23 protein-coding genes and 1 pseudogene are annotated in these 26,821 nt (G+C 41.7%); 11 read left to right on the forward strand and 13 right to left on the reverse strand.

Translation table 11 applies throughout. From position 1 onward, the window contains the following. Positions 1–238 precede the first annotated feature (238 nt). Positions 239–1,582, forward strand: a complete 1,344-nt coding sequence (gene gdhA / locus AAGU76_RS13480) for an NADP-specific glutamate dehydrogenase (protein ID WP_342486031.1) — start codon at positions 239–241, stop codon at positions 1,580–1,582. A gap of 175 nt (positions 1,583–1,757) precedes the next feature. Here the strand turns inward: gdhA and ytvI are convergent, their stop codons facing one another. Beyond that, a complete protein-coding gene (gene ytvI / locus AAGU76_RS13485; protein WP_342486032.1) occupies positions 1,758–2,831 on the reverse strand; it encodes a sporulation integral membrane protein YtvI in 1,074 nt (357 codons plus the stop codon). A gap of 219 nt (positions 2,832–3,050) precedes the next feature. Between ytvI and AAGU76_RS13490 the strand changes: the two genes are divergently transcribed. From AAGU76_RS13490 to AAGU76_RS13505, 4 genes are all read left to right on the forward strand, one after another. Then, entirely contained in the window at positions 3,051–3,896 is an 846-nt protein-coding gene (locus AAGU76_RS13490) for a fumarate hydratase (RefSeq protein ID WP_342486033.1), read from the forward strand. An 11-nt stretch (positions 3,897–3,907) separates the two neighbouring features. Beyond that, the gene (locus tag AAGU76_RS13495; RefSeq protein WP_342486034.1) at positions 3,908–4,456 is read left to right on the forward strand and encodes a Fe-S-containing hydro-lyase; all 549 of its coding nucleotides are present in this window, start codon (positions 3,908–3,910) and stop codon (positions 4,454–4,456) included. Between the two features lie 40 nt (positions 4,457–4,496). Further along, complete coding sequence (aroE, locus tag AAGU76_RS13500; protein WP_342486035.1) at positions 4,497–5,348, forward strand: shikimate dehydrogenase; 852 nt, start codon at positions 4,497–4,499, stop codon at positions 5,346–5,348. A 179-nt stretch (positions 5,349–5,527) separates the two neighbouring features. Beyond that, positions 5,528–6,634 carry a cell wall-binding repeat-containing protein gene (locus AAGU76_RS13505; RefSeq protein WP_342486036.1) on the forward strand — a complete coding sequence of 369 codons (1,107 nt, stop codon included), beginning with the start codon at positions 5,528–5,530 and terminating at the stop codon, positions 6,632–6,634. A gap of 218 nt (positions 6,635–6,852) precedes the next feature. On the opposite strand, the gene AAGU76_RS13510 is transcribed toward AAGU76_RS13505, so the two are convergent. The 3 genes from AAGU76_RS13510 to AAGU76_RS13520 all read right to left on the reverse strand — a co-directional run bounded on the left by AAGU76_RS13510 (position 6,853) and on the right by AAGU76_RS13520 (position 10,756). Continuing rightward, positions 6,853–7,665, reverse strand: a complete 813-nt coding sequence (locus AAGU76_RS13510; RefSeq protein WP_342486307.1) for a MerR family transcriptional regulator — start codon at positions 7,663–7,665, stop codon at positions 6,853–6,855. A gap of 100 nt (positions 7,666–7,765) precedes the next feature. Further along, positions 7,766–10,111, reverse strand: coding sequence for an FAD-binding protein (locus AAGU76_RS13515; RefSeq protein ID WP_342486037.1), 2,346 nt, complete (start codon positions 10,109–10,111; stop codon positions 7,766–7,768). 318 nt (positions 10,112–10,429) lie between these two features. Then, positions 10,430–10,756, reverse strand: a complete 327-nt coding sequence (locus AAGU76_RS13520; protein WP_342486038.1) for a DUF1904 family protein — start codon at positions 10,754–10,756, stop codon at positions 10,430–10,432. A gap of 163 nt (positions 10,757–10,919) precedes the next feature. Between AAGU76_RS13520 and AAGU76_RS13525 the strand changes: the two genes are divergently transcribed. The 4 genes from AAGU76_RS13525 to AAGU76_RS13540 all read left to right on the forward strand — a co-directional run bounded on the left by AAGU76_RS13525 (position 10,920) and on the right by AAGU76_RS13540 (position 15,510). Then, positions 10,920–11,513 carry a HutD family protein gene (locus AAGU76_RS13525; RefSeq protein ID WP_342486039.1) on the forward strand — a complete coding sequence of 198 codons (594 nt, stop codon included), beginning with the start codon at positions 10,920–10,922 and terminating at the stop codon, positions 11,511–11,513. Between the two features lie 70 nt (positions 11,514–11,583). Continuing rightward, a complete protein-coding gene (locus tag AAGU76_RS13530; RefSeq protein ID WP_342486040.1) occupies positions 11,584–12,579 on the forward strand; it encodes an NADH:flavin oxidoreductase in 996 nt (331 codons plus the stop codon). A gap of 127 nt (positions 12,580–12,706) precedes the next feature. Next, positions 12,707–14,113 carry an MATE family efflux transporter gene (locus AAGU76_RS13535; RefSeq protein ID WP_342486041.1) on the forward strand — a complete coding sequence of 469 codons (1,407 nt, stop codon included), beginning with the start codon at positions 12,707–12,709 and terminating at the stop codon, positions 14,111–14,113. Between the two features lie 176 nt (positions 14,114–14,289). Then, on the forward strand, positions 14,290–15,510 hold the full coding sequence (locus AAGU76_RS13540) for a sialidase (protein ID WP_342486042.1): 1,221 nt from the start codon (positions 14,290–14,292) through the stop codon (positions 15,508–15,510). Positions 15,511–15,565: 55 nt separating this feature from the next. Here the strand turns inward: AAGU76_RS13540 and AAGU76_RS13545 are convergent, their stop codons facing one another. After that, the gene (locus AAGU76_RS13545; RefSeq protein WP_342486043.1) at positions 15,566–16,006 is read right to left on the reverse strand and encodes a universal stress protein; all 441 of its coding nucleotides are present in this window, start codon (positions 16,004–16,006) and stop codon (positions 15,566–15,568) included. A gap of 250 nt (positions 16,007–16,256) precedes the next feature. Here AAGU76_RS13545 and AAGU76_RS13550 point away from each other — a divergent pair. Further along, positions 16,257–16,511, forward strand: a pseudogene (locus AAGU76_RS13550) (TfoX/Sxy family protein). A 147-nt stretch (positions 16,512–16,658) separates the two neighbouring features. On the opposite strand, the gene AAGU76_RS13555 reads toward AAGU76_RS13550, so the two are convergent. The 6 genes from AAGU76_RS13555 to AAGU76_RS13580 all read right to left on the reverse strand — a co-directional run bounded on the left by AAGU76_RS13555 (position 16,659) and on the right by AAGU76_RS13580 (position 23,566). After that, positions 16,659–17,678 (reverse strand): electron transfer flavoprotein subunit alpha/FixB family protein, encoded by a 1,020-nt coding sequence (locus tag AAGU76_RS13555; RefSeq protein ID WP_342486044.1) that lies wholly within the window; start codon positions 17,676–17,678, stop codon positions 16,659–16,661. Between the two features lie 12 nt (positions 17,679–17,690). Beyond that, positions 17,691–18,476 carry an electron transfer flavoprotein subunit beta gene (gene etfB / locus AAGU76_RS13560; RefSeq protein WP_342486045.1) on the reverse strand — a complete coding sequence of 262 codons (786 nt, stop codon included), beginning with the start codon at positions 18,474–18,476 and terminating at the stop codon, positions 17,691–17,693. Positions 18,477–18,486: 10 nt separating this feature from the next. Then, complete coding sequence (locus tag AAGU76_RS13565) at positions 18,487–19,626, reverse strand: acyl-CoA dehydrogenase family protein (RefSeq protein ID WP_342486046.1); 1,140 nt, start codon at positions 19,624–19,626, stop codon at positions 18,487–18,489. A gap of 296 nt (positions 19,627–19,922) precedes the next feature. Further along, positions 19,923–21,161 carry an OFA family MFS transporter gene (locus tag AAGU76_RS13570; protein WP_342486047.1) on the reverse strand — a complete coding sequence of 413 codons (1,239 nt, stop codon included), beginning with the start codon at positions 21,159–21,161 and terminating at the stop codon, positions 19,923–19,925. 37 nt (positions 21,162–21,198) lie between these two features. Further along, positions 21,199–22,167: a nitronate monooxygenase family protein gene (locus AAGU76_RS13575; RefSeq protein WP_342486048.1), complete on the reverse strand. Its 969-nt coding sequence runs from the start codon at positions 22,165–22,167 to the stop codon at positions 21,199–21,201. Between the two features lie 85 nt (positions 22,168–22,252). Continuing rightward, positions 22,253–23,566: a GntP family permease gene (locus AAGU76_RS13580; RefSeq protein ID WP_342486049.1), complete on the reverse strand. Its 1,314-nt coding sequence runs from the start codon at positions 23,564–23,566 to the stop codon at positions 22,253–22,255. 483 nt (positions 23,567–24,049) lie between these two features. Here AAGU76_RS13580 and AAGU76_RS13585 point away from each other — a divergent pair, with 483 nt between their 5' ends. Continuing rightward, positions 24,050–24,832, forward strand: a complete 783-nt coding sequence (locus AAGU76_RS13585; protein ID WP_342486050.1) for a glucose 1-dehydrogenase — start codon at positions 24,050–24,052, stop codon at positions 24,830–24,832. 57 nt (positions 24,833–24,889) lie between these two features. On the opposite strand, the gene AAGU76_RS13590 is transcribed toward AAGU76_RS13585, so the two are convergent. Both AAGU76_RS13590 and AAGU76_RS13595 read right to left on the reverse strand, forming a co-directional pair. Beyond that, positions 24,890–25,705: a 3-keto-5-aminohexanoate cleavage protein gene (locus tag AAGU76_RS13590; protein ID WP_342486051.1), complete on the reverse strand. Its 816-nt coding sequence runs from the start codon at positions 25,703–25,705 to the stop codon at positions 24,890–24,892. Positions 25,706–25,717: 12 nt separating this feature from the next. Further along, positions 25,718–26,677: a 3-hydroxyacyl-CoA dehydrogenase family protein gene (locus tag AAGU76_RS13595; RefSeq protein WP_342486052.1), complete on the reverse strand. Its 960-nt coding sequence runs from the start codon at positions 26,675–26,677 to the stop codon at positions 25,718–25,720. Positions 26,678–26,821: the final 144 nt, after the last annotated feature.

Here is a 26,821-nt window from a genome sequence, read left to right on the forward strand (position 1 = left end):
TGTAACAGTCCAGATCTCTGTTTTTTTTGTATCTTTTTAATGTTACAAAAAGTTAACATAAGATTAAGTTAAAATTAATAGAATAAATTAAAGCTTAAAAAACAAATGAGGCAAGCTGTTCACGATTGCTAAAAAAGCTAAAATTACAAATAGTTAATACAAAACCGGTTGTAATGTGAATACATTTTGATATAATAGAGGTGGAAATACATACTAATCCTACATGGAGGTTTTTTTAATGAATGCATATATTGAAAGAGTAATCGATCAAGTTAAAAAAAGAGATGCCAATGAACCTGAATTTATTCAGACTGTTGAAGAGGTTCTGTACAGCTTGGAACCTTTAGTTGATAAACATCCCGAATATGAAGCAGCAGGACTTCTGGAAAGAATTGTAGAACCTGAAAGAAGCGTTTCTTTCAAAGTTTCATGGGTTGACGACAAAGGCAAGGTTCAGGTTAACAGAGGATACAGAATACAGTTTAACGGAGCTATAGGACCTTACAAGGGAGGACTCAGATTCCATCCTACAGTAAACCCAAGCATAATGAAATTCCTGGCATTTGAACAGACATTCAAGGATTCTCTCACAGGTCTTCCCATCGGTGGAGCAAAGGGCGGTTCTGACTTTGACCCAAGAGGAAAATCAGATGCTGAAATAATGAGATTCTGCCAAGCCTTCATGACAGAACTTTACAGACACATCGGACCGGACGTTGACGTTCCTGCAGGAGATATAGGAGTAGGCGGAAGAGAAATAGGATATCTTTACGGTCAATACAGAAGAATCAAAGGCGCTTTTGAAAACGGCGTGCTCACAGGCAAAGGAATACCATACGGCGGAAGCTTAGCAAGAACAGAAGCAACCGGATACGGCGCTGTATACTATGCACAGGAAGTTCTGAACCACTTCGGAGAATCAGTAGAAGGAAAGACATTCGTAGTATCAGGTTTCGGGAACGTTGCATGGGGCGTTGTTCAAAAAGTTAACCAATTAGGCGGAAAAGTTGTAGCTATTTCAGGACCTGACGGATACGTATACGATCCAAACGGAGTTACAGGCGAAAAAGAAGAGTTTATGCTTGAAATGAGATCCTCAGGAAGAGACAAGGTTCAAGACTACGCTGACAAATTTGGAGTTGAATTCTTTGCAAAACAAAAACCATGGGCAGTTAAAGCCGATGTTTACATGCCGTGTGCAACTCAAAACGAAATCAACATGGACGAAGCTAAGAAAATAGTAGCCAGCGGAGCTAAGTATTATATAGAAGTGGCAAACATGCCGACAACAAACGAAGCATTGTCATTCCTGCAGGAAAGCGGAATGGTAGTTGCTCCTTCAAAGGCTGTTAATGCCGGCGGAGTTGCTACATCAGCATTGGAAATGAGCCAGAACTCAATGAGATACAACTGGACATTCGAAGAAGTTGATGCCAAACTGCATGAAATCATGAAGAACATCTACAAGAACTCTGTAGCAGCTGCTGAAGAAGCAGGACTTGGATACAACCTGGTAGCAGGAGCTAACCTGGCAGGATTCAAGAAAGTTGCAGATGCAATGATGGCACAGGGTATAATCTAACAAGATAAATATAAATTAAAAAAGCAAGGTTCGCCTTGCTTTTTTTATGCAATAAAAATCCCGCCGTGCGGGATCAGTTTGATTACACAATATCTTTCGAACATGTCATTCTGATGGCGAAGACTGAAGAATCTCATCATTTTGGCATCAGGGCATCTTTAGCTGCCGCTCAGGATTATTTGAACAGGTGTATCTTGCCTGTGTCGTTCAGGTACTTCACAAGTATGGCAATTACCGGAGCCATCAGGAAACCGGCAAATCCAAACAGCCTAAGTCCTGCGTACATGGCCGTTATGGTTATTATGGGATGAAGTCCTATCTGGTGACCTACGATCCTCGGCTCCACGATGTTTCTCACTACGGTGACTGTCACGTATAAAATCAGAAGTCCTCCGCCTGTGCGGTAATTTTTAAGTATAAGCTCTACAATGGCCCATGGAATCAATACTCCTCCTGTTCCAAGGATTGGCATGATGTCCAAAATGGCCACAATGGCTGCAAGTGGAAGCGCATACGTCACATTCAGAATGTTGAGTCCGATGAGAAGTTCCAAAAATGTTATGAACATAATTATCATGTATGACTTGATCATCTTCCAGAGGGTTCCTGTAAGGAATATCCTCGCTTCGGCAAATGTGGAATTGAATTTGTCAGGAAGCTGTCTTTTTATGAAAGCTGTAATGTTGTTGTACTCAACGCTTATGAACACCGATAGCACAATTGTGAAGATTACCGATATCAGGTACAATGGGAAGTTTGATATTAGCTTTGTAACCAGCTGTACCACGGATATGGAAATGTTTTTTATGACACCTGCTATGTAATTGATGCCGTTTGTTATGATTTGAGAAATCGTGCTGGCAGCATCGGGAGATATGGTGCCGGCTTTTTCAACTATCCAGTCGTTGAATTCCAGAAGAAGCGGCTCCAGCCTGTTAAAGTAGAAGGTTGGCATCACGTTGATCATTTCAGTTATCTGAGTAAACAAAAATGAAATCAGGAGCCATAATAAAACTGCAGCAGCAGCATAGAACATGGCCACCACAAACACCGCTACGCCTTTGCCCGTGCTGTTGACCACCCTGTTAACAAGCCGTGTAACGGGTCTTAGGCCCAGCGCTATTAAAAATCCTACGAGAAACGGCATTACCCAGTGAATCATGTATACGAAGACAAAATATAAAACGGCATAAACCGTTACTATGAAAGCCACATCAATTATGAATTTTTTCTTGTCATTTATTGTCATACTCAGGACCTCAATTTCAATTGTATTATAATAATTATAGTATTATTGCGGTTTATTTGCAACAAACAAAAGTAATTATGGCATTTATATTTTTGTTGTGCCTTAATATTTCTTATAATATAATGTGATTAACAATTTTAAATGAAAGTTGGTATTATTCTTAAAACAGGAACAGGAGTAATACATATTACAATACATGTTTGCTGAAGGGAGATTAAAATGAGAGAAATTAATGTAGAAGATATAACCAGGACAGTAGAAAAACTATGCATGGAGTCTAATTATTATCTTCCGCAGGATGTTAAGAAGGCACTGGAAGACGCATTGGACAAAGAAGAGTCACCTCTTGCCAGGGAAATCCTGGGAGATATATTGAAGAATCAGGAAATTGCAAGGACTAACGATGTGCCGATTTGCCAGGATACGGGGCTTGCAGTTATATTTCTTGAGCTGGGACAGGAAGTGAGACTGGTTGGAGGAAATTTAAACACAGCAATTGATGAAGGCATTAAAAGGGGATACATAAACGGATATTTGAGAAAATCTGCTGTTGATGATCCTTTCATGGTCAGGAAGAACACAGGTGACAACACTCCTGCCATAATTCACACCAAGATAGTTCCTGGCGACAAGGTTAAACTGATACTTGCCCCAAAGGGCGGCGGCAGCGAAAACATGAGTGCCTTGGGAATGCTTAAGCCTTCAGACGGTGTTGCGGGAATTAAGAAGTTTGTGCTGGACACTGTAGAAAAGGCCGGCTCAAACCCGTGCCCACCTATTATAGTCGGTATAGGCATAGGAGGCACAATAGAAAAAACAACCTTGATTGCAAAACAATCGCTTCTTCGAAAAGTTGGAGAACACAATCCGAACCCAATGATTGCAAGGCTCGAGGAGGAACTGCTGGAGGAAATCAACAAGCTTGGCATAGGGCCTCAGGGATTCGGGGGAAGGACCACAGCGCTGTCCGTACACATAGATACTTTTCCTGCTCACATCGCCAGCATGCCGGTTGCTGTCAACATTCAATGCCACGTGGCAAGGCATCAGGAAGCAATAATATAATGGAGGTTGATATGGCTAAAATAGTGAATTTGCCGTTGACTGACGAAACAGTCAACGATTTAAAAGCAGGAGACAGGGTTCTTCTTAACGGCATCATGTACACAGGCAGGGATGCTGCCCACAAGAGAATTGCAGCTCTCATTGAAAAGGGCGAAGAGCTTCCCATGGATATACAAAACCAGACAATTTATTATGTGGGTCCATGTCCGGCAAAGCCGGGACAGGCAATTGGCTCAGCCGGACCAACCACAAGCGGCAGGATGGATGCTTACGCGCCGCTTCTCATGGATCACGGCCTCAAGGGCATGATTGGAAAAGGCCTTAGAAGCAAGCAGGTTGTTGACGCCATAATAAAGAACAATGCTGTTTATTTTGCAGCCATCGGAGGAGCAGGAGCGCTTCTGGCAGAAGCCATAAAGGAAGCGGAAGTAATAGCGTTTCCTGATTTGGGAGCCGAGGCAATCTACAGGCTCAGAGTCGAAAATTTCCCGGTTACGGTCATAATCGACAACCAGGGAAACAATTTATACACAATAGGCAAGGAACAATACAAAAAATAATAAAGAAATCATTAATTAATTTTTTATAAGGAGGAATACATTGATAATCAGCACAAAAACTAAACTAACAGGGCTTTTGGGGTACCCCCTGGGACATTCCATGTCGCCGGTAATGCAGAATGCTGCATTTGAATACTGCTCCATGAACAGGATATACATTCCGGTTGAAGTTAAACCGGAGAATCTGGAAACAGTTGTCAGAGGAATTTCCAAAATGAACTTTGATGGATTTAATGTTACAATACCTCATAAAATAGAAATAATGAAGTACCTTGACGAAACAGATGAATATGCAAGATGCATCGGTGCAGTCAACACCGTCAAAATAAAGGATGGAAGACTCAAGGGCTACAACACCGACGGCATAGGTTTTTTAAGGAGTTTCGAAGAAAACACAGGTGACAGGATAGAAGGAAAAAGTGTGTTCGTACTGGGAAGCGGAGGAGCTTCTAGGGCTGTAAGCATGACTTTGGCACTGAACAAGGCAAAGAAAATGTACATATGCAACAGGACCTTTGACAAAGCGTCAAGCTTGGCAGATGACATAAAAAGACAGACAGGTATCCGATGCGAAGCGGTTTCGTTTGACCCTGAAGAAATTAAAAAAGCATTGCAGGACACAGATGTGCTTATCAATACAACAAGCGTGGGCATGTCTCCAAATATGGAAGAGAGTCCCCTGGACAAGAGCCTTTTGGATAAGAGGCTTACAGTTTGTGACATTGTGTACAATCCAAGGAAAACAAGGCTGTTAAAGGATGCGGAAGAAAAAGGCTGCAGGATAGTTGAAGGATTGCCGATGCTTGTTTACCAGGGCGCAGAAGCATTTGAGGTATGGACGGATGTAAAGGCTCCTGCTGACGTAATGTTTGAAGCTGTGGAAGATTTTTAAAAACAAACGTAACCACCCTGTGGCGAAGGTTAAAGAGTATAGAGGAAATTTAAAAGCATTCAGAAATGAGTGCTTTCTTTTTTTGCTGCTAAACAAGGAGCAAGGCGGCTGTAGGCAAATAAGAATGTCAATCTGATTTCTTTCACATATACTAAATTAAAAAAAGCAGGTGAATTTTTGTGTCTCTATATAATTATATTTCAATGCAACAAACACCGCTGATTCAGCCATTTGCAAACACAGCCAACACCACCAGGGTAAACTACGATGACATGTACAGCTTCAATGTGGCAGTATCCAACATCATCTATCCCAGTTCGGACGTGGGATGGCGTCCCAACTCAGTGATACTTGTACCAAACGACAGATGGCAGTACGGTTTCTGCTCGTCAAGTATAGTTCATTTCCCTATCAATGCACCCATTATGTTTACCGACAGAAATTTCATACCACCCTTGATACTGAATGAAATTGTAAGGCTGGCGCCTACAGGAATGAATGTGCCGGCGCAGATACTTATTGTGGGTCCCATATCATCGGGCATAGAAAACGCATTGGTGGCTTTGGGGTTTTCTACCTACAGAATATCCACTTCCGAGGATGTGTACTGGGCTAGCTACGACGTAATAGACTTCAGGTTCAACGTTGTTCCATCAGAGTCAGAAGTAGGAAAAAAGGATGTGATGGTAATATCGGGCGAAGATTATTCCGAGGGAATATTTGCAGCATTTTATGCAGCCCACGCAGACGTACCCATCATTCTGGTTCGGCAAAATTCCATACCGCAGCCCATACAGGAATTCATTGCCAGCAACAGGGGCAAGAATTACTTTATAGTGGGCTCCACAAGGACAGTGGGAGAAAATGTTGAAGCACAAATCAGAAATTTCGTATCAGGAAGTGTTCAAAGAATCGGAGGAAACGACCCGTACACCATTTCAATCAACTTTGCCCGGTATCAAAGTCCGGTGGATGAGTTCGGATGGAAACACAACACAAGAAACGGCTGGGCATATTCCTTCGGAGAACTGTCCAAGTGGTACCACCTGATATCAGGTGTGCTGTTCGCACATCTGAGCAAACATACTCCTCTGCTGCTTGTTGACAGAAACTATCTTCCTGATTCAGTAAGGGAATACTTAATAAGCGTCAATCCATTAAAGCAAGCACCCCACTTGCCACCATACATGCACAGCTACATCTTGGGAAGCTTCTCGGATATTTCCCGGGAAACACAAATCGACATTGAAGAGGTCATGGACATCGAATCAAAAGTAGCCCACTGACAATAATACTTGAATGGTTATAACTGCTAATTATTTATGAGATAGAATAAAAAAAAGATAACAAAACAAATAGTCATCCTGAACGGTGAAGGATCCCACGACATGCCGGGATTCTGAAAATGTTTGGGATGATTTTGTCTTGCTGTTAGTATAAGTCAGCATAAATTTCTTCTTTAACGTTATGAAAATTTTTAGGAAACATGGAATTTCAGTAACAGTCATTCTATCGGAATATATAATTTACTATAGAAATATTCCTCGCCATTTTGGTGAAAAGAAACTTCGTTAACATAAAATAGTTCACCAATTGCTGTTATATTATTATTTATAATATACTTTTGAATTTTTTCCGCATAATTTTCAACTAATTTACCATTAAGATAATGTCGGATAGAACATATAATGCTTAATTTAGAAGTACGCATATAAACAGGTTCAGAAATATTTAAATTCAAGGCATTTAAATATTTTTCTTCTACTGCTAACCCAATTCTTAATGAATTGCTGCCATGACTTAAACTTTCTAAAGAACAAGGGGAATAATTTAGAACAAATAACATATGCTCTGCCCATTGGGCAAAATGTTTTAAAGACCTATCTTCTATGGTAATTTCATTATCCACCATGTAATCAAAGCAATAAAACGTAGGGCTTTTGTCTATTTTAAATTGAATTTGTTCTTCCATTAATTTTCCGGTAAAGGATAAATGGTTTTCCATTCTTTCAATAAGGTTTTTGGTATATTCGTACTCTTGTTTTAATAATTGTGTATTATTAGTAAATGTATCATAATATTCCTGGAGGGAAAACTCCTTCATTGATTGAGAAATATCTGCTAAACTATATCCAGCATTACGCATTTTCCTCATTGCAAGCAACCTGCCAACCGATATTGAATTGAAATGTTTGTATGTACTGTCAGTATCTTTCTTAGGTTCAATTATTTCCAGTTTTTGATAGTTTCTCAATGATTCAGTTGTAACACCCAAGAACTTTGAAATTTCTCCAACACGGTATTTAATACAAATCACCTCACATTGTTCAATATATAACAATTATAGCACATTTTTTCACTTTTGTAATAATAAAAATAAAGACTCGAAAATTCGAGTCTTTATTTTGCTTTAACATTTATTTTCCTAATACTCTTTCTGCTATAACTTCGCCAGCTAAGTAACCGGAAGTGAAAGCCCAGCCTTGAGCTGCTCCGCCAAATGTAACATATGGTTTCTTTTCAGTAAAGAGTACACCCATGGAATCTGTTCCTACAGCATATAAATTATTTATTGGTGTTTTGCCATCTGTCATGAGCACATTGAAGTTCTCATTAATGTTCAAGCCACCGCAAGTGCTGTAGCAATACGGAGTCCCTACAACTGCATAGTATGGTCCTTCACCTATTTCAGCTAAAAATTCAGCAGGTTTTTTAAAATCTAAATCTTGACCACTTTGACAATAGCTGTTATAAGTGGCAACTGTTTTTTCTAAAACAGCAGGATCCACACTTATCAATTTTGCTAATTCTGCTATAGTATCTGCTTTATAAACAAATCCTGCATCTATAGCTGACTGTAAAACTTCATCTGTTTCAGGCAACGGTATATTGGCAGGAATTGCAGTTTGATGTCCTAAATAGCCCGTTCCTGGACCTTCTGATGCGATACTGAAACCATTTTCTTTAATTTTCTGCACCTGGTCATTCGACCAAATGCTGAAATAATTTGCTCCTGACTTCCATGGATCCAACATTCCAACACCCGTTTCAGAAGTAAATCTTTTGCCTTCTCTGTTTATTGCTAATGAGTTTTTGGCAATTACCATATTTAATGGTATATCTCCGGGTGTCCATGTAGCTGTTCTTCCTGTCATACGGCCAATTACTCCGGGAATTTCATTTCTAGCATAACCTGTTAAGAAAGCAGGTGTTCCAGCCACATGAACCATAGGAGGCATACCTATATTGTATGTGCCTGCTCCTATACCTATTGCATTTTCAATCATTTTACCATCGTTTTGGTGCATCCCGTAATGTTTCCACTCACCCTTTAACGGGTAATATTCATTGCTGAAATATTTTGTTTCCATTTTTCCATTACCTGCAAATCCACCTGTTGCCAGAACAATTGCATCTGCATAAATTTCATACTCTTTTCCGTCATAACTGCGTGCTTTTACGCCTTTTACAGTCTTGCTCTGGATGTCATATATCAATTCGTATGCTTCTGTCTCAAGCATAAACTTTCCGCCAAGTTCAGTATAGTCATTCATTATTCCTTCGAAATAAGAATATGTTTTAGCATACTCTTTCGTACCGGTATCATTTGGCAAGTATTGATATTTTACTTCATAAACGTCTGCTTCAGTAAAACCGCGCTTAGGAGTAGAGAATTTAAAGCCATGGTCATACATTAACCAATCTACAACTTTTCCGGAATTGTCTAACAACAAATCCACCATCTCTGTCTTAGCATCGCCTTCAGTATATTTTAGCCATGCATCGCGCAGCTGTTCTTTGTTTACATAATCCTTACCACCATTAAATTCATCTTGGAATTTAGGAGCATTAACAGAAAACATTTCACTTGTTACTGATGATGTACCGCCAAATTTACCTGCCTTATCAATAGCTAAAACATCTACTTTAGAAGGATCAGCTTCATACATTTTTTCAGCTGCTCTCATCGCAGCTGTAGTTCCGGAACCACCCAATCCCAATACGAGAAGCTTTGTATTTATTGTTTCAGCTTTATCCGTATTTTTTACAGGATCATTCTTAAAAGTATCAACTGAGTCAGGTGATGAACCACCAGCCACATAAGCAGCAGTCAAAGCTTCTGTCACAGCTGTTCTGACCGCATTGCTGGAAGCTGTAGCTCCTGTTATAGCATCAACATTGATTGATTGCCCTTCTACCATACGTGGTACCATTTTATCAATAACGGATTGCAATATAGGTTTTGTTTCTCCATTATCAGTGCTGACTTCTATAGCAAGAATTGATGTTTCATCTACAGTGACACTTACCTCAATTTCTTCAAATAATCTAAATCCTAATCCAGAAGCAGTATAAGTACCAGGTTTCATTTTACCTTGAGTGTTCTCAATTCCCATACCTTCATTTAAGGCAGCCTTAGCGGCAGACAACAAAGCATTACTTGTATAAGTTGCACCTGATACTCCATCTACATCAACTTTTTGTTCTTCAAAAATCTTTTTAGGCAACTGTTCAATAGCCTTACTACCGATACCATCAGTTTCATTTTTCCCTTCGGCAGTCACTGTCAGAATTTTATTTGCATCAACTTCAATTGTTACGGTAACATCGCCACCATAACCTTTAGCTGATGCTGAATAAGTCCCTGGCTTGTAAATGCCTTCTGCAACTTTATTCTCTGCTGCAGGATTTGTACAACCAGTCATCAAACTGATTAAAATACAAAATATTAGCAATGCACTTACTGTTCTTGTATTTCTCATACTTTTCATCTCCCCATAATTATTTCAGGTTAGACTTTTATGTCATAACCTATTTAAAAATATTATAAAGTGCAAAGCTACTTTGCAGTCAATAGTATGTTAAATAAAATTATATCAATTAGCTTGCAGAAAAATCTTTATACAGTTTAAGCGGTGACAAAACTATATAAAAGGTAAGAAAAAGGGATGTGAGTTTGTTGCCATAAGGTAAATTATAAAAACTCCCTTCTTGTATGAGGGGAGTTCCTGCTTAGTATGCTTCTATTGGTTTTGAGAAAGTAAAGCTTGTCATGGAATGAGGGTTCTAGCTGTAGCAGGTTAGAAGTGCTCTCCGTTTTCGTAGTACCGATTTTCCTCCAGAGTGTGGAATATGATGTCCACGCTTTCATATCCTGATGAATTTATGTAGCGGGTGATTATTTCTGCTGTCTTATCCTGTATTTCCTGGCCTCTGTCAAACCAGAACACATCTACCGAGGCAGGTCCTTCAACGAATTGACCGTCGGTTATGAATCTTGACTGGACAACCTCAAGGGTGAAATAACTTCTGGGGCATTGTATCAGTTCTTGAAGTTCGTCTGTGAGTTCCTTGCTTATTTCTAGTATTTTGCTGGCATCTATAGCCCTGAATCTTAACGCTGGCATATGAACCTTCCTTTTTTTTATTATATTTTATCATAACAGCTTAAACAGCGCATCAAAAAAATATTTCTTCCGGTATGAATAAATGCAATATGCTCAAACGTCTTGATTAAAGCATCAATGATATTGTATAATATTAACAAAAGATATGAATGGGGTGAATAATTTGAAAATAGCTGTTATAAACGAAGGCACTGCTGTTGTTTCCCAGTGGGCAGGAGGCAAAAGCAGTCAGTACTTCATATATCCGGAAAATTCAAACTATGCTTCAAGAGATTTTAAATTCAGAATAAGTAAGGCGGTTTCCTTCAGTGATGAAGAGGCGAAGTACACAATGCTGGAAAACTACACCAGGCACCTTATCATGCTTGAGGGTACAGCCCGCGTATACCACAAGGGTCATTATGATTTGACCATGGAACCATACAAGGACATAGACATATTTGACGGAGGATGGGAGTCCTCTGCAGAAGGCATGGTAACGGATTTTAACCTGATGGTTTCAAAGGACTGCTTTGGCAGAATGTCCGTCATTGATGAGGACTGTGCGGCGCAAAACGATTGGTGTGTTCAGTGCGGAAGACCATATTTCTGCACCGCTTTTTACTGTGGAAACGGTCACGCCGTTTTTAAACTCGACAGTGAAACTATCCGTGCAGAAGCAGGAGACCTGGTTGTTTTTGAAGACATTCCGCAAGATTTTAAAGTGCATGTGTCCCTGAGCAGTTCAAGGCTTGTACGCATGGACGTGTGTATGTAAAAGAGTTGAGGGTAGACTTAAATTTATCGTATAAAATATGAAGACTATACCAGTAACAGAAGGAGGAAACATGTCATTTTTAACGAAATCTTTTGACAACGGCAGGATAAAACTTAAAAACAGGCTGGTGATGCCGCCCATGGCAACAGCAAAGGCACATAATGACGGAAAAGTAAGCAGGGAGGTTCTGGACTACTACCATGAGAAATCAAAGGGCGGTTACATTTCACTTATTATCATCGAGCACAGCTATGTTTCCGAAGACGGAAAGGCAAGTCTAAACCAGCTTTCAGTTGCTGATGACAGCTGTGTGGAAGGATTGAAACAACTTGCAGAAGTAATACATAAAAACGGCTCCAAGGCTGTAATGCAGCTTAACCATGCAGGAAGTCTGGCTAGGAAGGAAGTAACCGTAAATACAGTTGGTCCTTCTCATGTCCTTAATCCGAGAAAGCTCAACGACACAATTCCCAGGGAGCTTTCAAAGGATGACATCAGGGGTTTAACCGCCAGGTACAAAGACAGCGCACTGCGTGCCAAGGAAGCAGGATTTGACGGTGTTGAAATACACTCGGCTCACGGATACCTTTTGAACCAGTTTCTGTCTCCTTTAACAAACAAGAGAACAGATGAGTACGGAAATGATATTTACGGCAGGGTAAAATTTCATCTGGAAGTCATAAAAGCAGTAAGGGATGCTGTGGGCGATGATTATCCCGTGTTTCTTAGATTGGGTGCTTCGGATTACATGGAAGGCGGAACAACTATAGAGGACAGCAAGATTGCTTCAAAACTGTTTGAAGAGGCTGGAGTAAACGTCATTGACATATCCGGCGGCATGTGCGGATTCATTTTACCGGACAACAAGGAGCAGGGATATTTCGCTTCTCTCTCCGAAGCCGTGAAAAGCGTTGTAGGTATACCGGTAATACTTACAGGTGGAATAACCGACGCATCCGCTGCCGATAAGTTCATCCAGGAAGGCAAGGCCGATTTCATAGGTGTGGGAAGAGCAGTTTTTGCCGATTCCGACTGGGCAAAAAATGCCATGGAGAGCCTTCAATAAAATTCTGAAGAATTATGTTCTTCCGGTTGACTTATTATGCTGTTAGGAATATAATTACACCTTAGATGAATAAAGTTGCTTAAGCAACTTTATTTTTATGACTTACTTAACAGTATCGGAGGGCAAAATGGAAAACTTAAGCGAAAATAAGATGGGCTTCATGCCTGTGGGGAAGCTGCTTGTCAGCATGTCGGTACCTATAATGATATCGATGATTGTACAGGCTTTATATAATGTGGTGGACAGCATATTTGTGGCAAGGATAAGCGAAAATGCACTTACTGCAGTGTCTCTGGCATTTCCGGTTCAGAATCTCATGATGTCAATAGGCGTCGGTACAGGTGTGGGAATAAACGCTGTGCTGTCAAAAAGCCTTGGAGAGAAGAAATACAACGAGGCGGACAAGATAGCCGTCAACGGTATTTTTCTGGCATTCTTGAGCTACTTGGTGTTTCTGGTGTTCGGAATGTCCCTGGTAAAGGCTTATTTCGAGGCACAGACCGACAACCAGGAAATAATCCGGTACGGGATTTCTTACCTGACAACCTGCTGCGTGGCTTCCATCGGTATTTTCGGTCAGATAACATTCGAAAGGCTGCTGCAGTCCACGGGCAAGACTTTCTACACCATGCTGACACAGGGAACGGGAGCCATCATCAACATAATCCTTGACCCTATCCTCATATTCGGTATGTTCGGAGCTCCAAGAATGGGAATCCAGGGAGCAGCCGTGGCTACGGTTATCGGACAGATTGTGGCATTTCTTTTGGCCGTTTCGTTCAATGTGCGTGTAAACCGTGAAATTTCAATCAACATGAAGGGATTCAAACCGGATTTGAACACTGTCAGGAAAATATACTCTGTAGGGATACCTTCCATCATCATGCTCTCAATTACTTCCGTAACCACCTACTGCATCAACAGCATACTCATGAAGTTTTCTTCCACTGCTACGGCAGTGTTCGGAGTGTACTTTAAACTTCAGAGTTTTGCGTTTATGCCTGTTTTCGGTCTTAACAACGGCATGGTTCCCATAATTTCATACAATTACGGTGCGCGTAACAAGGAAAGGATAATCCGCACAATAAGGCTCAGCATACAAATTGCCGTCAGCATAATGCTGCTGGCTCTGGTTATGATTCAGGTTTATCCTGTATTGCTGCTTCATATGTTCAATGCCTCGGAAGACATGCTTGTAATTGGAATCCCAGCCTTGAGGATAATCAGCTTAAGCTATGTTTTTGCAGGTTTTTCGGTTGTAGCCGGTTCAGTGTTCCAGGCATTTGGAAACGGCATCATGAGCATGCTGGTTTCTGTGGGAAGGCAGCTCATTGTTCTTGTGCCTGCAGCATATTTGCTTTCACTCACAGGCAAAGTTAACATGGTATGGTGGGCGTACCCCATTGCAGAGGTTGCATCGCTGGTAATCAGCGCAGCCTTTCTTAAAGTCATATATGACACAAAAATCAGAACCATGGAAGACAATATAGATGATGAAGATTTTCCAGGGAATGCCTTTCAGGCTGCAGAATAAATGAGTATATTTGGAGCGGTTTCATTCAACAGTTGAATGAGACTGCCTTTTTGGTTTACAGGAGAAACTCATCTGTATTTGTATGAGACATGTATGGATAATTTGCGTTAAGCAGTAACAAGTGGCGGCAATCTAAATAAAATAATGTATGTAATTATTTTAAGGAGGATTGTAAAATGTTTAATAATCCATACGGAGGATACCAGTTCCCTCCAAGTGATGATCAATATTACTTATATGCACAGCAGCAAAGAAATGTACAGGACATCATGCAGAATATCCGCACGGACCACAACGATTTGTACGGAGAGCTTGAACGATCGGGACTGAACAGGAACATAGCTGACTTATTGTTTTTCCTTGTAGCCAATTATATCATAAGCCAGCAGAATTTAAACATGCCGGCGAATCAGATGTATTCAAGGTTTCAGAGCCAGACGCCATGGTTCGGAGCTGTTTCAAGGCAGTTCAACATTCCGAGAAGCATTATGGATAGGATATTGATAAGGTTCATTGAAATCGTACTGGAACTTTTAAGAGGAAGGATGCCGGGACCGGGACCCGGTCCGGGACCTTCGCCTGCACCGGGCTGGTCTTCATGGGAGGATCTGGGGGGAGTACTTTCAACAGCACCCGGCGTTTCTTCATGGCAGCCCAACAGGCTGGATGTGTTTGTGGGAGGTTCGGATAACAGCATGTACCATAAATGGTGGGACGGCAGAAGCTGGAGTGGTTGGGAAAACCTAGGCGGCATTCTGACATCAGCGCCTGCGGCGGTTTCATGGGGACCAAACAGGATCGATACATTTGTAAGAGGAACCGACAACAGCATGTACCACAAATGGTGGGACGGCAGAAGCTGGAGCGGCTGGGAAAATCTTGGGGGCATTCTGACATCAGCACCGGCTGCAGCCTCATGGCAGCCTAACCGCCTCGATGTGTTCGTGCGTGGAACAGACAACGGTCTCTACCACAAATGGTGGGACGGCATGAGATGGAACGACTGGGAAAACCTCGGTGGATCGCTGGCATCTTCTCCTGCGGCAGTTTCATGGGGACCTAACAGAATAGATGTGTTTGCAAGAGGTGTGAACAACGACCTTATTCACAAGTGGTGGGACGGCAGAAGCTGGAGCGGCTGGGAAAGCCTTGGAGGAAATCTGACATCTGCGCCTGCGGTTTCATCCAGAAGACCAAATCACCTGGATGTGTTCGCAAGGGGAAGAAACAACAACCTGATTAAGAAGACTTGGAACGGTTCAAGGTGGGAAGACTGGCAGAACATCGGCGGAAATCTTGACTCCGAACCTGCAGCTGTTTCATGGGGACCAAACCGAACCGATGTATTTGCAAGAGGAATTAATAGGAGTCTCATTCATATCTGGCAGGGACAGTAATCAATCAATAACATAAGGCAAAAAAACTTCCTGAACTTTCAGGAAGTTTTTGTATTTACTCCACAACTACATATACAGGGCAGGGAGAATCTGATATTACCCTTTGGGTTACCGAACCTATGAAGAATCGCTTAATCTTTGAAAATCCTCTTCTTCCCATTACAATCAGCTCAAAGTTTCCTTCTGCTGCAGTTCTCAATATTTCCTCGTAAGGTTCTCCGAATGTGGGAATTTTATCTATTCTGATTCCGCCGCTGTCAACTTCTGCAACGAATGAATCCAAGAATTTTCTGCCTTCTTCTCTCAAATCTTTTTCTATTTGTCCGAAATCATAAGGTACAACTATACCATACCTGGTTCTGGTCATATCGGCCGGCATTGATGCAACATACATGAATGTTATGCTGCCGTCATATTTCTTTGCCATTTCAACGGCTTTTAGAGCGGCTTTTTTTGAAGCATCAGAACCGTCAACGGGAACAAGTATTTTTTTCATTTTTCAAACCTCCTTATTGTGATTTTCTCTGTTGGTTTTACTTCTTTAAATCTATATACCCGCGACAGACACTTTTAAACAAAATGCATAGGAGACCGTGCAGCTGTATGCTCATTTCATAAAAAGAATTTGGACTGAAGCTTAAGACTGCAGATTTTTTGTAATTGATTGTTTACGCCGATGATAGTAAAATATATTCAGCAGCCGACAGATGAATTCGGCTTTAGCTGCCAATAACGGGAGGATGTATATGGGAGAATTGTCAAAGCTGCCGAACATAGGCAAGTCCGTAGAGGAACAGCTTAATCAGGTAGGAATCATGGACTTCGAGCAGCTTAAAAAAACGGGAAGCAAGCAGGCTTGGCTTAAAATAAAAGCAATTGATGAGTCAGCGTGAATAAACAGACTTTACGCCCTGGAGGGTGCGGTGCAGGGAATCAAAAAAACAGAACTGGTTAAGGAAAAGAAGGATGAGCTCAGGGAGTTTTACTATTCGGTGAAATGACAAGGCAGGTACTTTTTACCTGACGGCAGATGAACCCTGCCGTTTTTATTTTGATTAAAAGCTATATAAGATGGACCACACAATGTGTTTAAGGCAGAACGGGGGAGGTAGAATGTTCTGCCTTAATATATGGATTATGCTGTTTTATTATGCAGTCTGAGTTCTATGTTCAGAAAAGGCTTCTACAAGCATTGGTATAACCTGATTAAGGTCACCTACGATGCCGTAGTCGGCAACACTGAATATTGGTGCATCCGGATTTTTGTTTATTGCTATTATGATATCTGATTGCGACATTCCAGCCAGATGCTGGATTGCTCCGGAAATTCCGCAGGCTATGTATATTTTGGGTTTAACGGTTGTTCCTGTTTGTCCCACCTGGTTTGAGTGATCGATCCAGCCTGCATCCACTGCGGCTCTGGAAGCGCCCACGGAACCGCCCAATACATCCGCCAGCTGCTTTATAAGATTAAATCCTTCAGGACAGCCAAGGCCCTTTCCTCCTGATACGATTATGTCAGCATCGGTTAAGGATACTATGTTCTTCTTACTTTTAATGATGTTTATTATCCTGGTTCTGATGTCCTCGGCCTGAAGTTTTAAATCTACTATTATAACGGTACCTCTATTGGTTTCGTTTTTTGCTGCTTTTTCCATTACTCCGGGTCTCACTGTGGACATCTGAGGCCTGTGATCAGGACAGATTATGGTAGCCATGAGGTTTCCGCCGAATGCCGGCCTTGTCTGCTTCAATTTTTTATCTTCCGGGTCAACCTCAAGCTTTGTGCAGTCTGCTGTCAGGCCGGTATTTACCCTGGCTGCAATTCTAGGAGCTAAATCCCTTCCGATGTGCGTTGCGCCGTAAAGAACTATTTCAGGTTTGTATTTGCTGATGGCATCGGAAAATACCTTTGTGTATCCATCTGTTGTGTAGTTTTCCAGCAGCGGATCATCTGCCACATAAACCTTGTCAGCTCCGTACATGATGAGCTCGTCTGCCAGGGATGATACATTTTTGCCTATCAAAAGTGCGCAGAGATCTGAACCGGTTTCACCTGCAATTTTTTTGCCTTCTCCAAGCAATTCATATACAACGGGAGTTATAACACCGTGTCTTTGCTCTGCAAATACCCATACATCTTTATACTGACTTGTTAAATTATCCATGATGATTCTCCTTTAAATAACATGTTTTAGTTTAAGTTCATACATAAGCGAGTTAACTTTTTCCTTCAGGTTTCCTTCGAGCATCATGCCCTTGCCTTTTGGAGGAGGTGTAAAGGACCTGAAAACTTTAGTAGGAGATGATTTTAATCCGATTTTGGCTTCGTCAACCTGTATATCCTTAAGTCCCCACACCGGAATCTGTTTGCTGTAAGCGTCATATATTCCCTTGACACTCATGTATCTAGGCTTATTCAGCTCTTTTACGGCAGTGAGCAGCACCGGTGTTTTGACCATTATTACCTCGTATCCGTCTTCAAGCTGCCTCTGAACCATTATCTCATCATCAGAAAGCTCGAAGCTTTGCACATAGGTTATCTGCGGGATTCCAAGCTTTTCTGCTATTTGCGGTCCAACCTGAGCAGTGTCGCCGTCAATGGCCTGTCTGCCTGCAAAGATTATATGGTAGTTTCCTATTTTTTCAATTGCTGCAGAAATCGTATTTGAAGTTGCCCAGGTGTCTGCACCTCCAAAAGCCCTGTCACTTAAAAGTATGGCTTCATCGGCCCCCATTGCTAGGCATTCTCTGAGCATATCATCTGCCTGAGGAGGTCCCATTGTAATTACCGTTATGTTCACATCATCATATGTGTCTTTCAGTTTCAATGCTTCTTCCAGGGCATTTGCATCGTCCGGATTCAATATGCTCTCTACGCCGTCTCTTATGAGCGTACCTTTTACCGGATCTATCTTAACTTCATTTGTATTGGGAACTTGTTTCGCACAAACTAATATATTCATAATGGCCTCCTTATTTTTTTCCCAGTATCATTCCGGAAATTACAACCTTTTGAATTTCTGACGTACCTTCATAAATTGATACGATCCTTGCGTCTCTGTACATTCTCTCAATGGGGTAATCCTTGATGAAACCATACCCGCCGTGAAGCTGCAGCGATCTGTATGCAATTTCGTTGCACAGGTCGCCGCAGTAGTATTTAGCCATTGCAGCTTCCTGGGTGTAGGGCCTTCCCGTATCCTTTTTGTGGGCTGCGTCATAAACCAGAAGCCTTCCGCATTGAATTTTTGTAGCCATGTCAGCTATTTCAAACTGCGTATTCTGAAGCTTTGATAATGGCTTGCCGAACTGAACTCTTTCCTGTGTGTATTTTACGGCTTCATCAAAGGCTCCCTGAGCTATTCCAAGGCCTTGTGAAGCTACTGTGATTCTGCCTGAGTCAAGGGTTGCCATGCAGATTTTGAAACCCTGACCTTCCTTGCCAAGCAGGTTTTCCTTGGGCACTCTCACATTCTCCAGCACTATGTCGCAGGTTTTTGAGCCTCGTATGCCTAATTTGTCTTCTGTCTTACCCCGTGAGAATCCTTCCCAGTTTGCTTCCACTATAAATGCGCTTATGCCGCTTACGCCTTTGGCCTTGGTGTCTGTCTTTGCAAATACGGTTATGAAGTCGCATACAGGCCCGTTTGTGATGAAGCACTTTCTGCCGTTCAATATGTAGAAGTCGCCGTCTTTTTCGGCTGTGGTAGCTATGGCTGCCGTATCGGAGCCTGCACCCGGCTCTGTTATTCCAAAGGCTCCAATCATTGTTCCTTCGGCCATTCCTCTTAAGTATTTCTGCTTTTGCTCTTCATTGCCGAACAGCATTATCGGAGCCCCCGACAAAGAGTTTGGCATTATTTGCGTTACGGAAGATGCACATACTCTGGCGATCTCCTCAGTTACTATGGCTGCAGATTTGTAATCTCCGCCGCAGCCGCCGTACTGCTCCGGAATGGTAACGCAATGAAACTTGCTGCTGATTATTTTTTTCTTCAATTCCACTGGGTATTCACCTGTTTGATCTATCTCTTGTGCATAAGGAGCTATTTCATTTTGGGCAAATTCTCGAGCAAGTTTTCTGATCAGTTCATGTTTTTTTTCAAACATCATATCCTCCATATTTGTAATGATTTGTTCGTTATAAATATAGCAAATATTGTGCCAAGCGTTTCAAAGGCAGAAATGTTAAGAAGTTAACATGTTTGCGGGACTGTTGATTTTTATGTGTATAATTTATATACACCTGATTATCGTTAGTCTTAAAAAGTTGTATACATAGTATATAGACGGTGAAGACGATATTTTGCTATAAAAAGTGTATATTTGAAAAATCATTGACTTACTTTTTACGCAATAAAAAAAACCGGCTTTTAAAATACCGGTTAACTTTATGAATATTGATTGTTTCACATTGCCTGTTTAAACTGCAAGGTGATTCTTTTTTTTAATATTCGTACGGCGAATGTAAGAAGTATGCCTATGACGCTCAATAAGGAAGCAATCAGAAATGCCTTGGTGTAATCGCCGTTATTTGCAGCCTTTATGTTGGCTGCCAGCATTGGACCGATGTATCCGCCCAGGGCAAAACCGATGAACATGATTCCATAGTTGATGCCGTTATTTTTAGTACCGAAGCTGTCAGCAGTCAATGCAGGGAATACTCCCATGAATCCTCCGAAACAAAAGCCTATTGTCATGGCGCAAGCTGTGAATAATAGCAGTTGTCCTTCCTTTACGGTTGTAAGCAGGAACATCATGGAAGCAGACAACACGTACATTACAGGCAGTACATTGTATCTGCCGAATTTATCTGATATGACGCCCCAGATGATTCTTCCGCTTGTATTGGCTATTGCCACCATACTAACTGCTATGGCTGCCGTTCCTGCATTTACCAGGACCATGTCCTGAGCGATGGTGGATGCCTGGCTGATAATCATCAAACCTGAAGTAGCACCGAATGTCAGCATGAGGAACAACAGATAGAATACGGGGTCTGAAATCATCTGCAGCCACGTTTTGTCGCTGCTAATAGATGAAGTTTTTGACTGAGGCGGAGTCCAGCCTTCGGGTATATAATTTGCCGGAGCGGTTGCTATAAATTGGGATCCGAATGTTATAACCAAAATGTTAAGAAGCCCCAGTACCTTGAAAGTGAACAGAACACCTGATGCTGCAATTATTCTTTGCAATATGGGTGCAAATATTACAGGGCCGAAACCGTATCCTCCGGTTACCAATCCTGATACCAGACCTCTTTTTTCCGGGAAAAATTTTACTGCATTTGCTATGGTGCTGCTGTATACAAGGCCCATGCCGAAGCCGCCTGTTATTCCGTAGGTTGCATAAAGCCATGTTACGGAAGTGGTCATGGATGAGAGATAAATGCCTCCTCCATAAAGTATCCCGCCTGCAAAGATTACCCATCTGGGTCCGAATTTGTCCTGAAGTTTTCCTCCGGTGATCATCATTACCGGGCTTACGCTGTTAGCTACTGTAAATGTCAGTGCTGTGGCAGCTGCAGTCCATCCGAATTCTTTTACCAGAGGTCCCGCAAAGACGCTCCATGCATAACCCGAGCCGATGCAGAGGTTTATTACTATGGTGGCAGCAAGCACAAACAATCTTTTTTTCTTTATATTCATATATTTCCTCCAATGTCGCAATTATTAATTGTTGATTTTAATGATTCAAGACTATGCTGTCATATTGTGAAATTATGTTATCAATCAGTTCCCTGCAGGTAGGGATGCGGTCAATAAGCCCGGCTGCTTGCCCCATGGGTACCAATATGTTGTCAGCATCACCTTCCATATAGCTTTTTTTGGCATCAAAGCCTTTCAGATAGCTGAACAGTTCTTGTGGAGAAGCATTGTTTTTTTCCAGCTCAATAATTTTTTGGGTCAGGTTGTTTTTATAGCATCTGAAGGCATTTCTGACTGATTTGAACACAACAACCGTATCGGTTGATTTGGACTGCAGGATTTTGTTTTTAATATTGTCATGAAAAAGTGATTCCTGTGTGGCGGCAAAAGCAGTTCCCATCAAAATGCCTTCTGCTCCCATGATTAAGGAACATGCAAGGCCTTCTCCGCTGCAGATTCCTCCGGCTGCTATGACCGGAATATTCACGGATCTGACGGTTTCAGGCAGGTTTACAAACAAGCCCACTTCTTCCATGCCAGGATGCCCTCCTGCTGAATAACCTACGAGAATTATGGCGTCTGCCCCTGCTTCTTCTGCTTTTATGGCATGTCTGGCGGTTACTACCTTGTGCAGAACCTTAATGTTTTCTGCCTTCAGCCTTTTGATATACTCTGCAGGGTTGTTGCCTGATGTTTCCACAACGGGAATGTGTTCTTCAATTATAACATCAATGTAGTCGTGACTGAGATTATTTTTTGTTTCAGCCAGCAGGGAAATATTGACACCAAAGGGATTTGACGTCAGCTGTTTTGTCTTTTGTATTTCCTCCCTCAACAGTTCTTTGTCTCCCAGGTCACTGGACGATATAAAAGCCAGTCCTCCGGCATTGCATACAGACGAAACAAGATTAGCGTCTGACAGTCCGTACAGTCCTCCGCACAATATGGGATATTTTATGCCTAACATTTCAGTAATTTTTGTTTTCATATATACATCCTCAAACAAAAAAGTTATTTTTCCAAACTCCCTGCACAGCAGGGAGTTTGGAAAAATACTGGGTTAAATCAAATGTTGCACGAATTACATACTGTTACACAATTCCCATGTAGGCCAGGGCAATGGCAAGTGCTGTTGTTACAATCGGTATGATGCACATTATTACGAACACGTAAAAGTAACTTTGTTTATGATTTGTTCCCATCAGCATGAACATGGTGTTAACTGCCCCATTGTGCGGCAAGGAGTCCAGGCCGCCGCATGCGATGGCAGATACTCTGTGGAACGCAGCAGGGTTTATTCCCAATGCCAGATATTGCTGCGATAAGGCCTTCATGAAGATTTCCAGACCGCCGGCTGCAGAACCAGTGATACCTGCAACGATATTGGTAGCCACTGCTGCTGATATGTAAGGACTCAGGTCCAGTCCCAGTGCAAAATCAACAAAGGATTGGAAAGCTGAGGATTTTGAAACCACAGTTCCGTATCCCACCAGGGCAGCTGTGTTCAGTAGAGGTATAATGGCGCTTTTTATTCCTTCGTTCATTGTCGTAAGCTTGTTGTCCATGCGGTTCCAGTTCAGCAGGTATGTCAAAATGGCTCCTGTCACGAGAAAAATACTAACACCGAAGTTTTTGTTCTGGAATTTTCCGGAAAAGGCAATAATTAAAACCACTACAACCAAAATGGGGAAGAAAGCAACCGCTGTTGACGGCAAATCGCCTTTTGTGGATATGTTGAGGAATTTATCGTCTGTGGCATGGTTGATTTCGAAAACTTCACCTTTGGCACGGGATTTTTTAAGTTCTCTGTTTAAGAACCACTGGCCTGCCACAAACATAAATACAGAACATATTATACCCATTATCGGTGCAGCTGTTGGTGTGGTACCAAGATAATTTGTTGGAATGAGGTTCGGCAGTGACGGCAGGCCGGGCAATGCCGTCATGGCAAACGTACCGTTTCCTAGAACGAAAGATCCGACCATGAATCTCTTCGGTATGTCTGCTTCTTTATATATTCCGAGTACCAGCGGAATTACTGTAAATGTCTGTACAAACAAACTTACGCCGCCGTAGCTTAATATTGCAGTTGTTATTGTTGTAATCAACATTACGTTCTGTACACCCAGTTTTGATACAAGAAATTGACCTATTGACTTGGCGGTGCCGCTGTCACCCATTGCCTGACCAAGAAGCGCTCCCGTAGTTAACAGGAAGAAATAACTGCCGACGAAGCCTGTGGTGCCGGGAATGAATGCATTTCCCAACATGTCCCATATTTCGCCGCCGGTAGTTACAATTACAATCAATGCGCATAAGACGGATGCAGGTATTACTCCGACTCCCTTATACACTATAACCATAATCAATACCAGTGAAAACAATACTCCAATTACTCCTAACATAAGTGAATCCTCCTATAATTTTTTTGGTTTACTTATTCACCTATAAAAAAGCGTTTTCTTTTCACATACTCCTTTCATGTGACTCTATGTTACCAACCAGCTTTTTTATTTCATATTGATTTAAGCAATAAGTATGCCAAGTCAATTAACCTTCATTAAATAAAAGAGCATCGTGCAAAGTGCAGTCATTTTAAATTATACAAAAATAAAACCAGGCAAGTAAAGATAAATTATTAAAATGTATGTGCCGAGTTGTATTAAAAATATACAAAGATTAATTCGGCTCGTTAGTTACTTGTATACTTTTTAGACTACTCTGTTTTTTAAAGATTGAGTTTATGGAAAATAATCTGCCTTATGTCTAAATTCTTTCAAAAATATTGCCGAAAGCTGCCGTATTTTAAGTTGGTATAAAAATTGCAAAAGTAATAGCAGAACATATTAAACTTATTAAATATCAAATATTGATTCAGGAGGAACGAGATGAGTGAAGATCAGGTAAAAATGCCTAATTTTGATTTGACGGGCAAGGTGGCAATTGTAACAGGAAGCTCCACAGGGCTGGGAAGAGGAATGGCTTTGGCTTTGGCCCATTTTGGAGCAAGTGTGGTGGTGTCAAGCAGACATCTGGACAAGTGTGAAGAAGTTGTCAAGGAAATCGAGGACATGGGAAAGAAGGCCATAGCCGTAAAATGTGACGTGAAGGTAAGAGCGGAAGTTGAAAATCTGGTAAAGCAGGCTGTTGAAAAGTTCGGCAGGCTTGACATAATAGTAAACAACGCAGGAATGGGTATCACAAAGAAAGTAATTGAAATGACTGAAGAAGAATGGGATGAAGTATATGACACAAATGTAAAGGGAACATTTTTCGGAGGTGCTGCAGCTGCAAAGCAAATGATAGAGCAAGGCCAGGGCGGAAGAATAATCAATATCGCTTCAGCCGGAGGCTTGGTGGGAACAAAGAACATAGCTGCCTACTGCTCCTCAAAGGCTGCAGTCGTAAGCCTGTCAAAGACCGAAGCAATGGAGCTTGGCAAGTACGGCATCACATGCAATACTATTTGTCCGGGTTATGTACCTACCGGAATAAATTCCAAACCGCTATCCATACCAAAAGTTTATGATCAAATAGTAGGGAGGACCGCCCTGAAACGTCTCGGAGAAATAGGCGAAATTGCCGGGGTTGTTGTATTTCTTGCTTCAGATGCTTCAAGCATAGTAACGGGAGCTTACATTGCAGCAGACATGGGAACCACATGCAACTAATGAATTTAATTAAAAAAATGTTGGAAAGCATTCCAACATTTTTTTGTCCGGTTTTATTTAAATGCCAAGGATTTCTCTTGCCTCATCGGGGGCTGCAACCTCTTTTCCCAGCTCGTGAATTATTCTTACGGCGCGATTTACAAATTCGGCATTGGATTTTGCCAATAAGCCTTTGGAATAATATATGTTGTCTTCCATTCCGACACGGATGCCTGTTGCACCCAAAGCCAGTGCCGCATACATTATAGGCAGATGGTTTTTGCCTATTCCAAAGGCGCTCCAGGTGGAATTAGGGGGAAGCATTTCATAAAGGAACAAGAGATTTTTTACGGTTGCATCCATTCCGCCGGGTGCTCCCAGCACAAACTGATAATGAGGAGGACTTTTCAGGATCCCTTTTTTCAGGTAGTAAATGGATTCATACATCATGCCGGCATCAAATATTTCAATTTCAGGCTTTATGTTGTTCTCCTGCATGCATATTCCAAGTTTTTCCAAAAATGCAGGTTCGTTTAAAAAAACATGGTGGTGCATCCAATTGATGCTGCCGCAGTCATAAGAAGCCATTTCAGGTTTTAGAATGCTTATGGGAACCAGTCTGGCATCATCCGGTGGCGGAGCGGCTGTGCTTAGGTTGAGTATGACGTTGCAGTTTTTCTGCTTTATTCTTTCAACTATTTCAGCAAAGATAATGGGAGAAACTGATTCCTTGCCATCTTTGTCCCTGGCGTGGATATGGGCTATGGAAGCTCCGGCTTTAGCGCATGCATATACTTCATCCGCTATTTCCTCCGGCGTTAAAGGTATGTACGGTGTGTTCTCCTTTGTGCCCCAGGCTCCGGTTGTGGCTACTGTAATTATTACTTTATCCATTGAGATTCTCCTTTATATTTTATTATGCAGTTTCAGGAGCTCTATAAGCATTTCGTTTCTGAAATCAGCTATTTCTTCCTTTGTGTTTCCGATGCGCTTCGGGAAGTTTTCCCTTTCTGCGATCAACCCTTCTGTTGCTGTGCCGTACCAGTCCTCAGGCATCTTGTCCATGGATGACAGGTCCTTAAAAACCTGATTGAGGGTGAAATCAAGCTTTGCCATTCCCTTGATTCCTGCGTCGCCCCCTCCCAGGTCATAAAGCATCACAGGTCCTAAAATTGCCCACCTGATTCCTATTCCGTATGTAACAACCTTATCGATGTCCTCAACGGTACAAACACCGTTTAGGACCAGGGAGATCAGTTCCCTGTAAAGTGCAAAAGACAACCTGTTCCCGATGAATCCCAAAGACTCTTTTTCCAGCATAACCGGCTCTTTTCCCAGTTCCTTGTAAAACAGGTATGCCATTTTTGCTATTTCCGGGTCTGTTTTTTCACCTTTTGTAATTTCCACAAGGGGAATCAAATGAGGCGGATTGTACGGGTGAGCTCCTATGCAGCGCTGAGGAAATTCAGAATCTTCTGCGATTCCCGTAATAAGAAGACCAGAAGTGCTGCTTGCATATATGGCTTCTTTTGGGGCATGTTCATCAATTTCCTTCAGGATTTTCTTCTTGATCTCATAAGTTTCCGGACCTGATTCCTGTACCAGAAACGAGTCCTCCACAGCCTCCCGGATGCTTGTTGTAAATGTGATATTGCTGAGTATTTCACCGGCACTTGATTGCAATAAGCCTCTTTGGGACAGAAAATCCAAGCCGTCTGAGATGGTGTTTCTGGATTTCTTCAGCTGCTCATCAGAGATATCCTGTACGGATACCAGGTGTCCCTTTGTTGCAAAATAAAGCGCCCAGCTTGATCCGATCGTGCCCGAGCCTATGCAGGCAATTTTTTTTTGATTATTGATATGCATTTCAAACCTCTCTTTCAAAAGATTTATTATTAATAGTATAGTGCAAGAAGTGTGCCATCACAAGCAATTGTTCAATTTCATGAAAACGTATTGACAACAAGCTGAAAATGATATAATGTGTATACTATATATACAAAATACACA

Source organism: Sedimentibacter sp. (assembly GCF_038562225.1).
In the GTDB taxonomy this organism is placed as follows: domain Bacteria; phylum Bacillota; class Clostridia; order Tissierellales; family Sedimentibacteraceae; genus Sedimentibacter.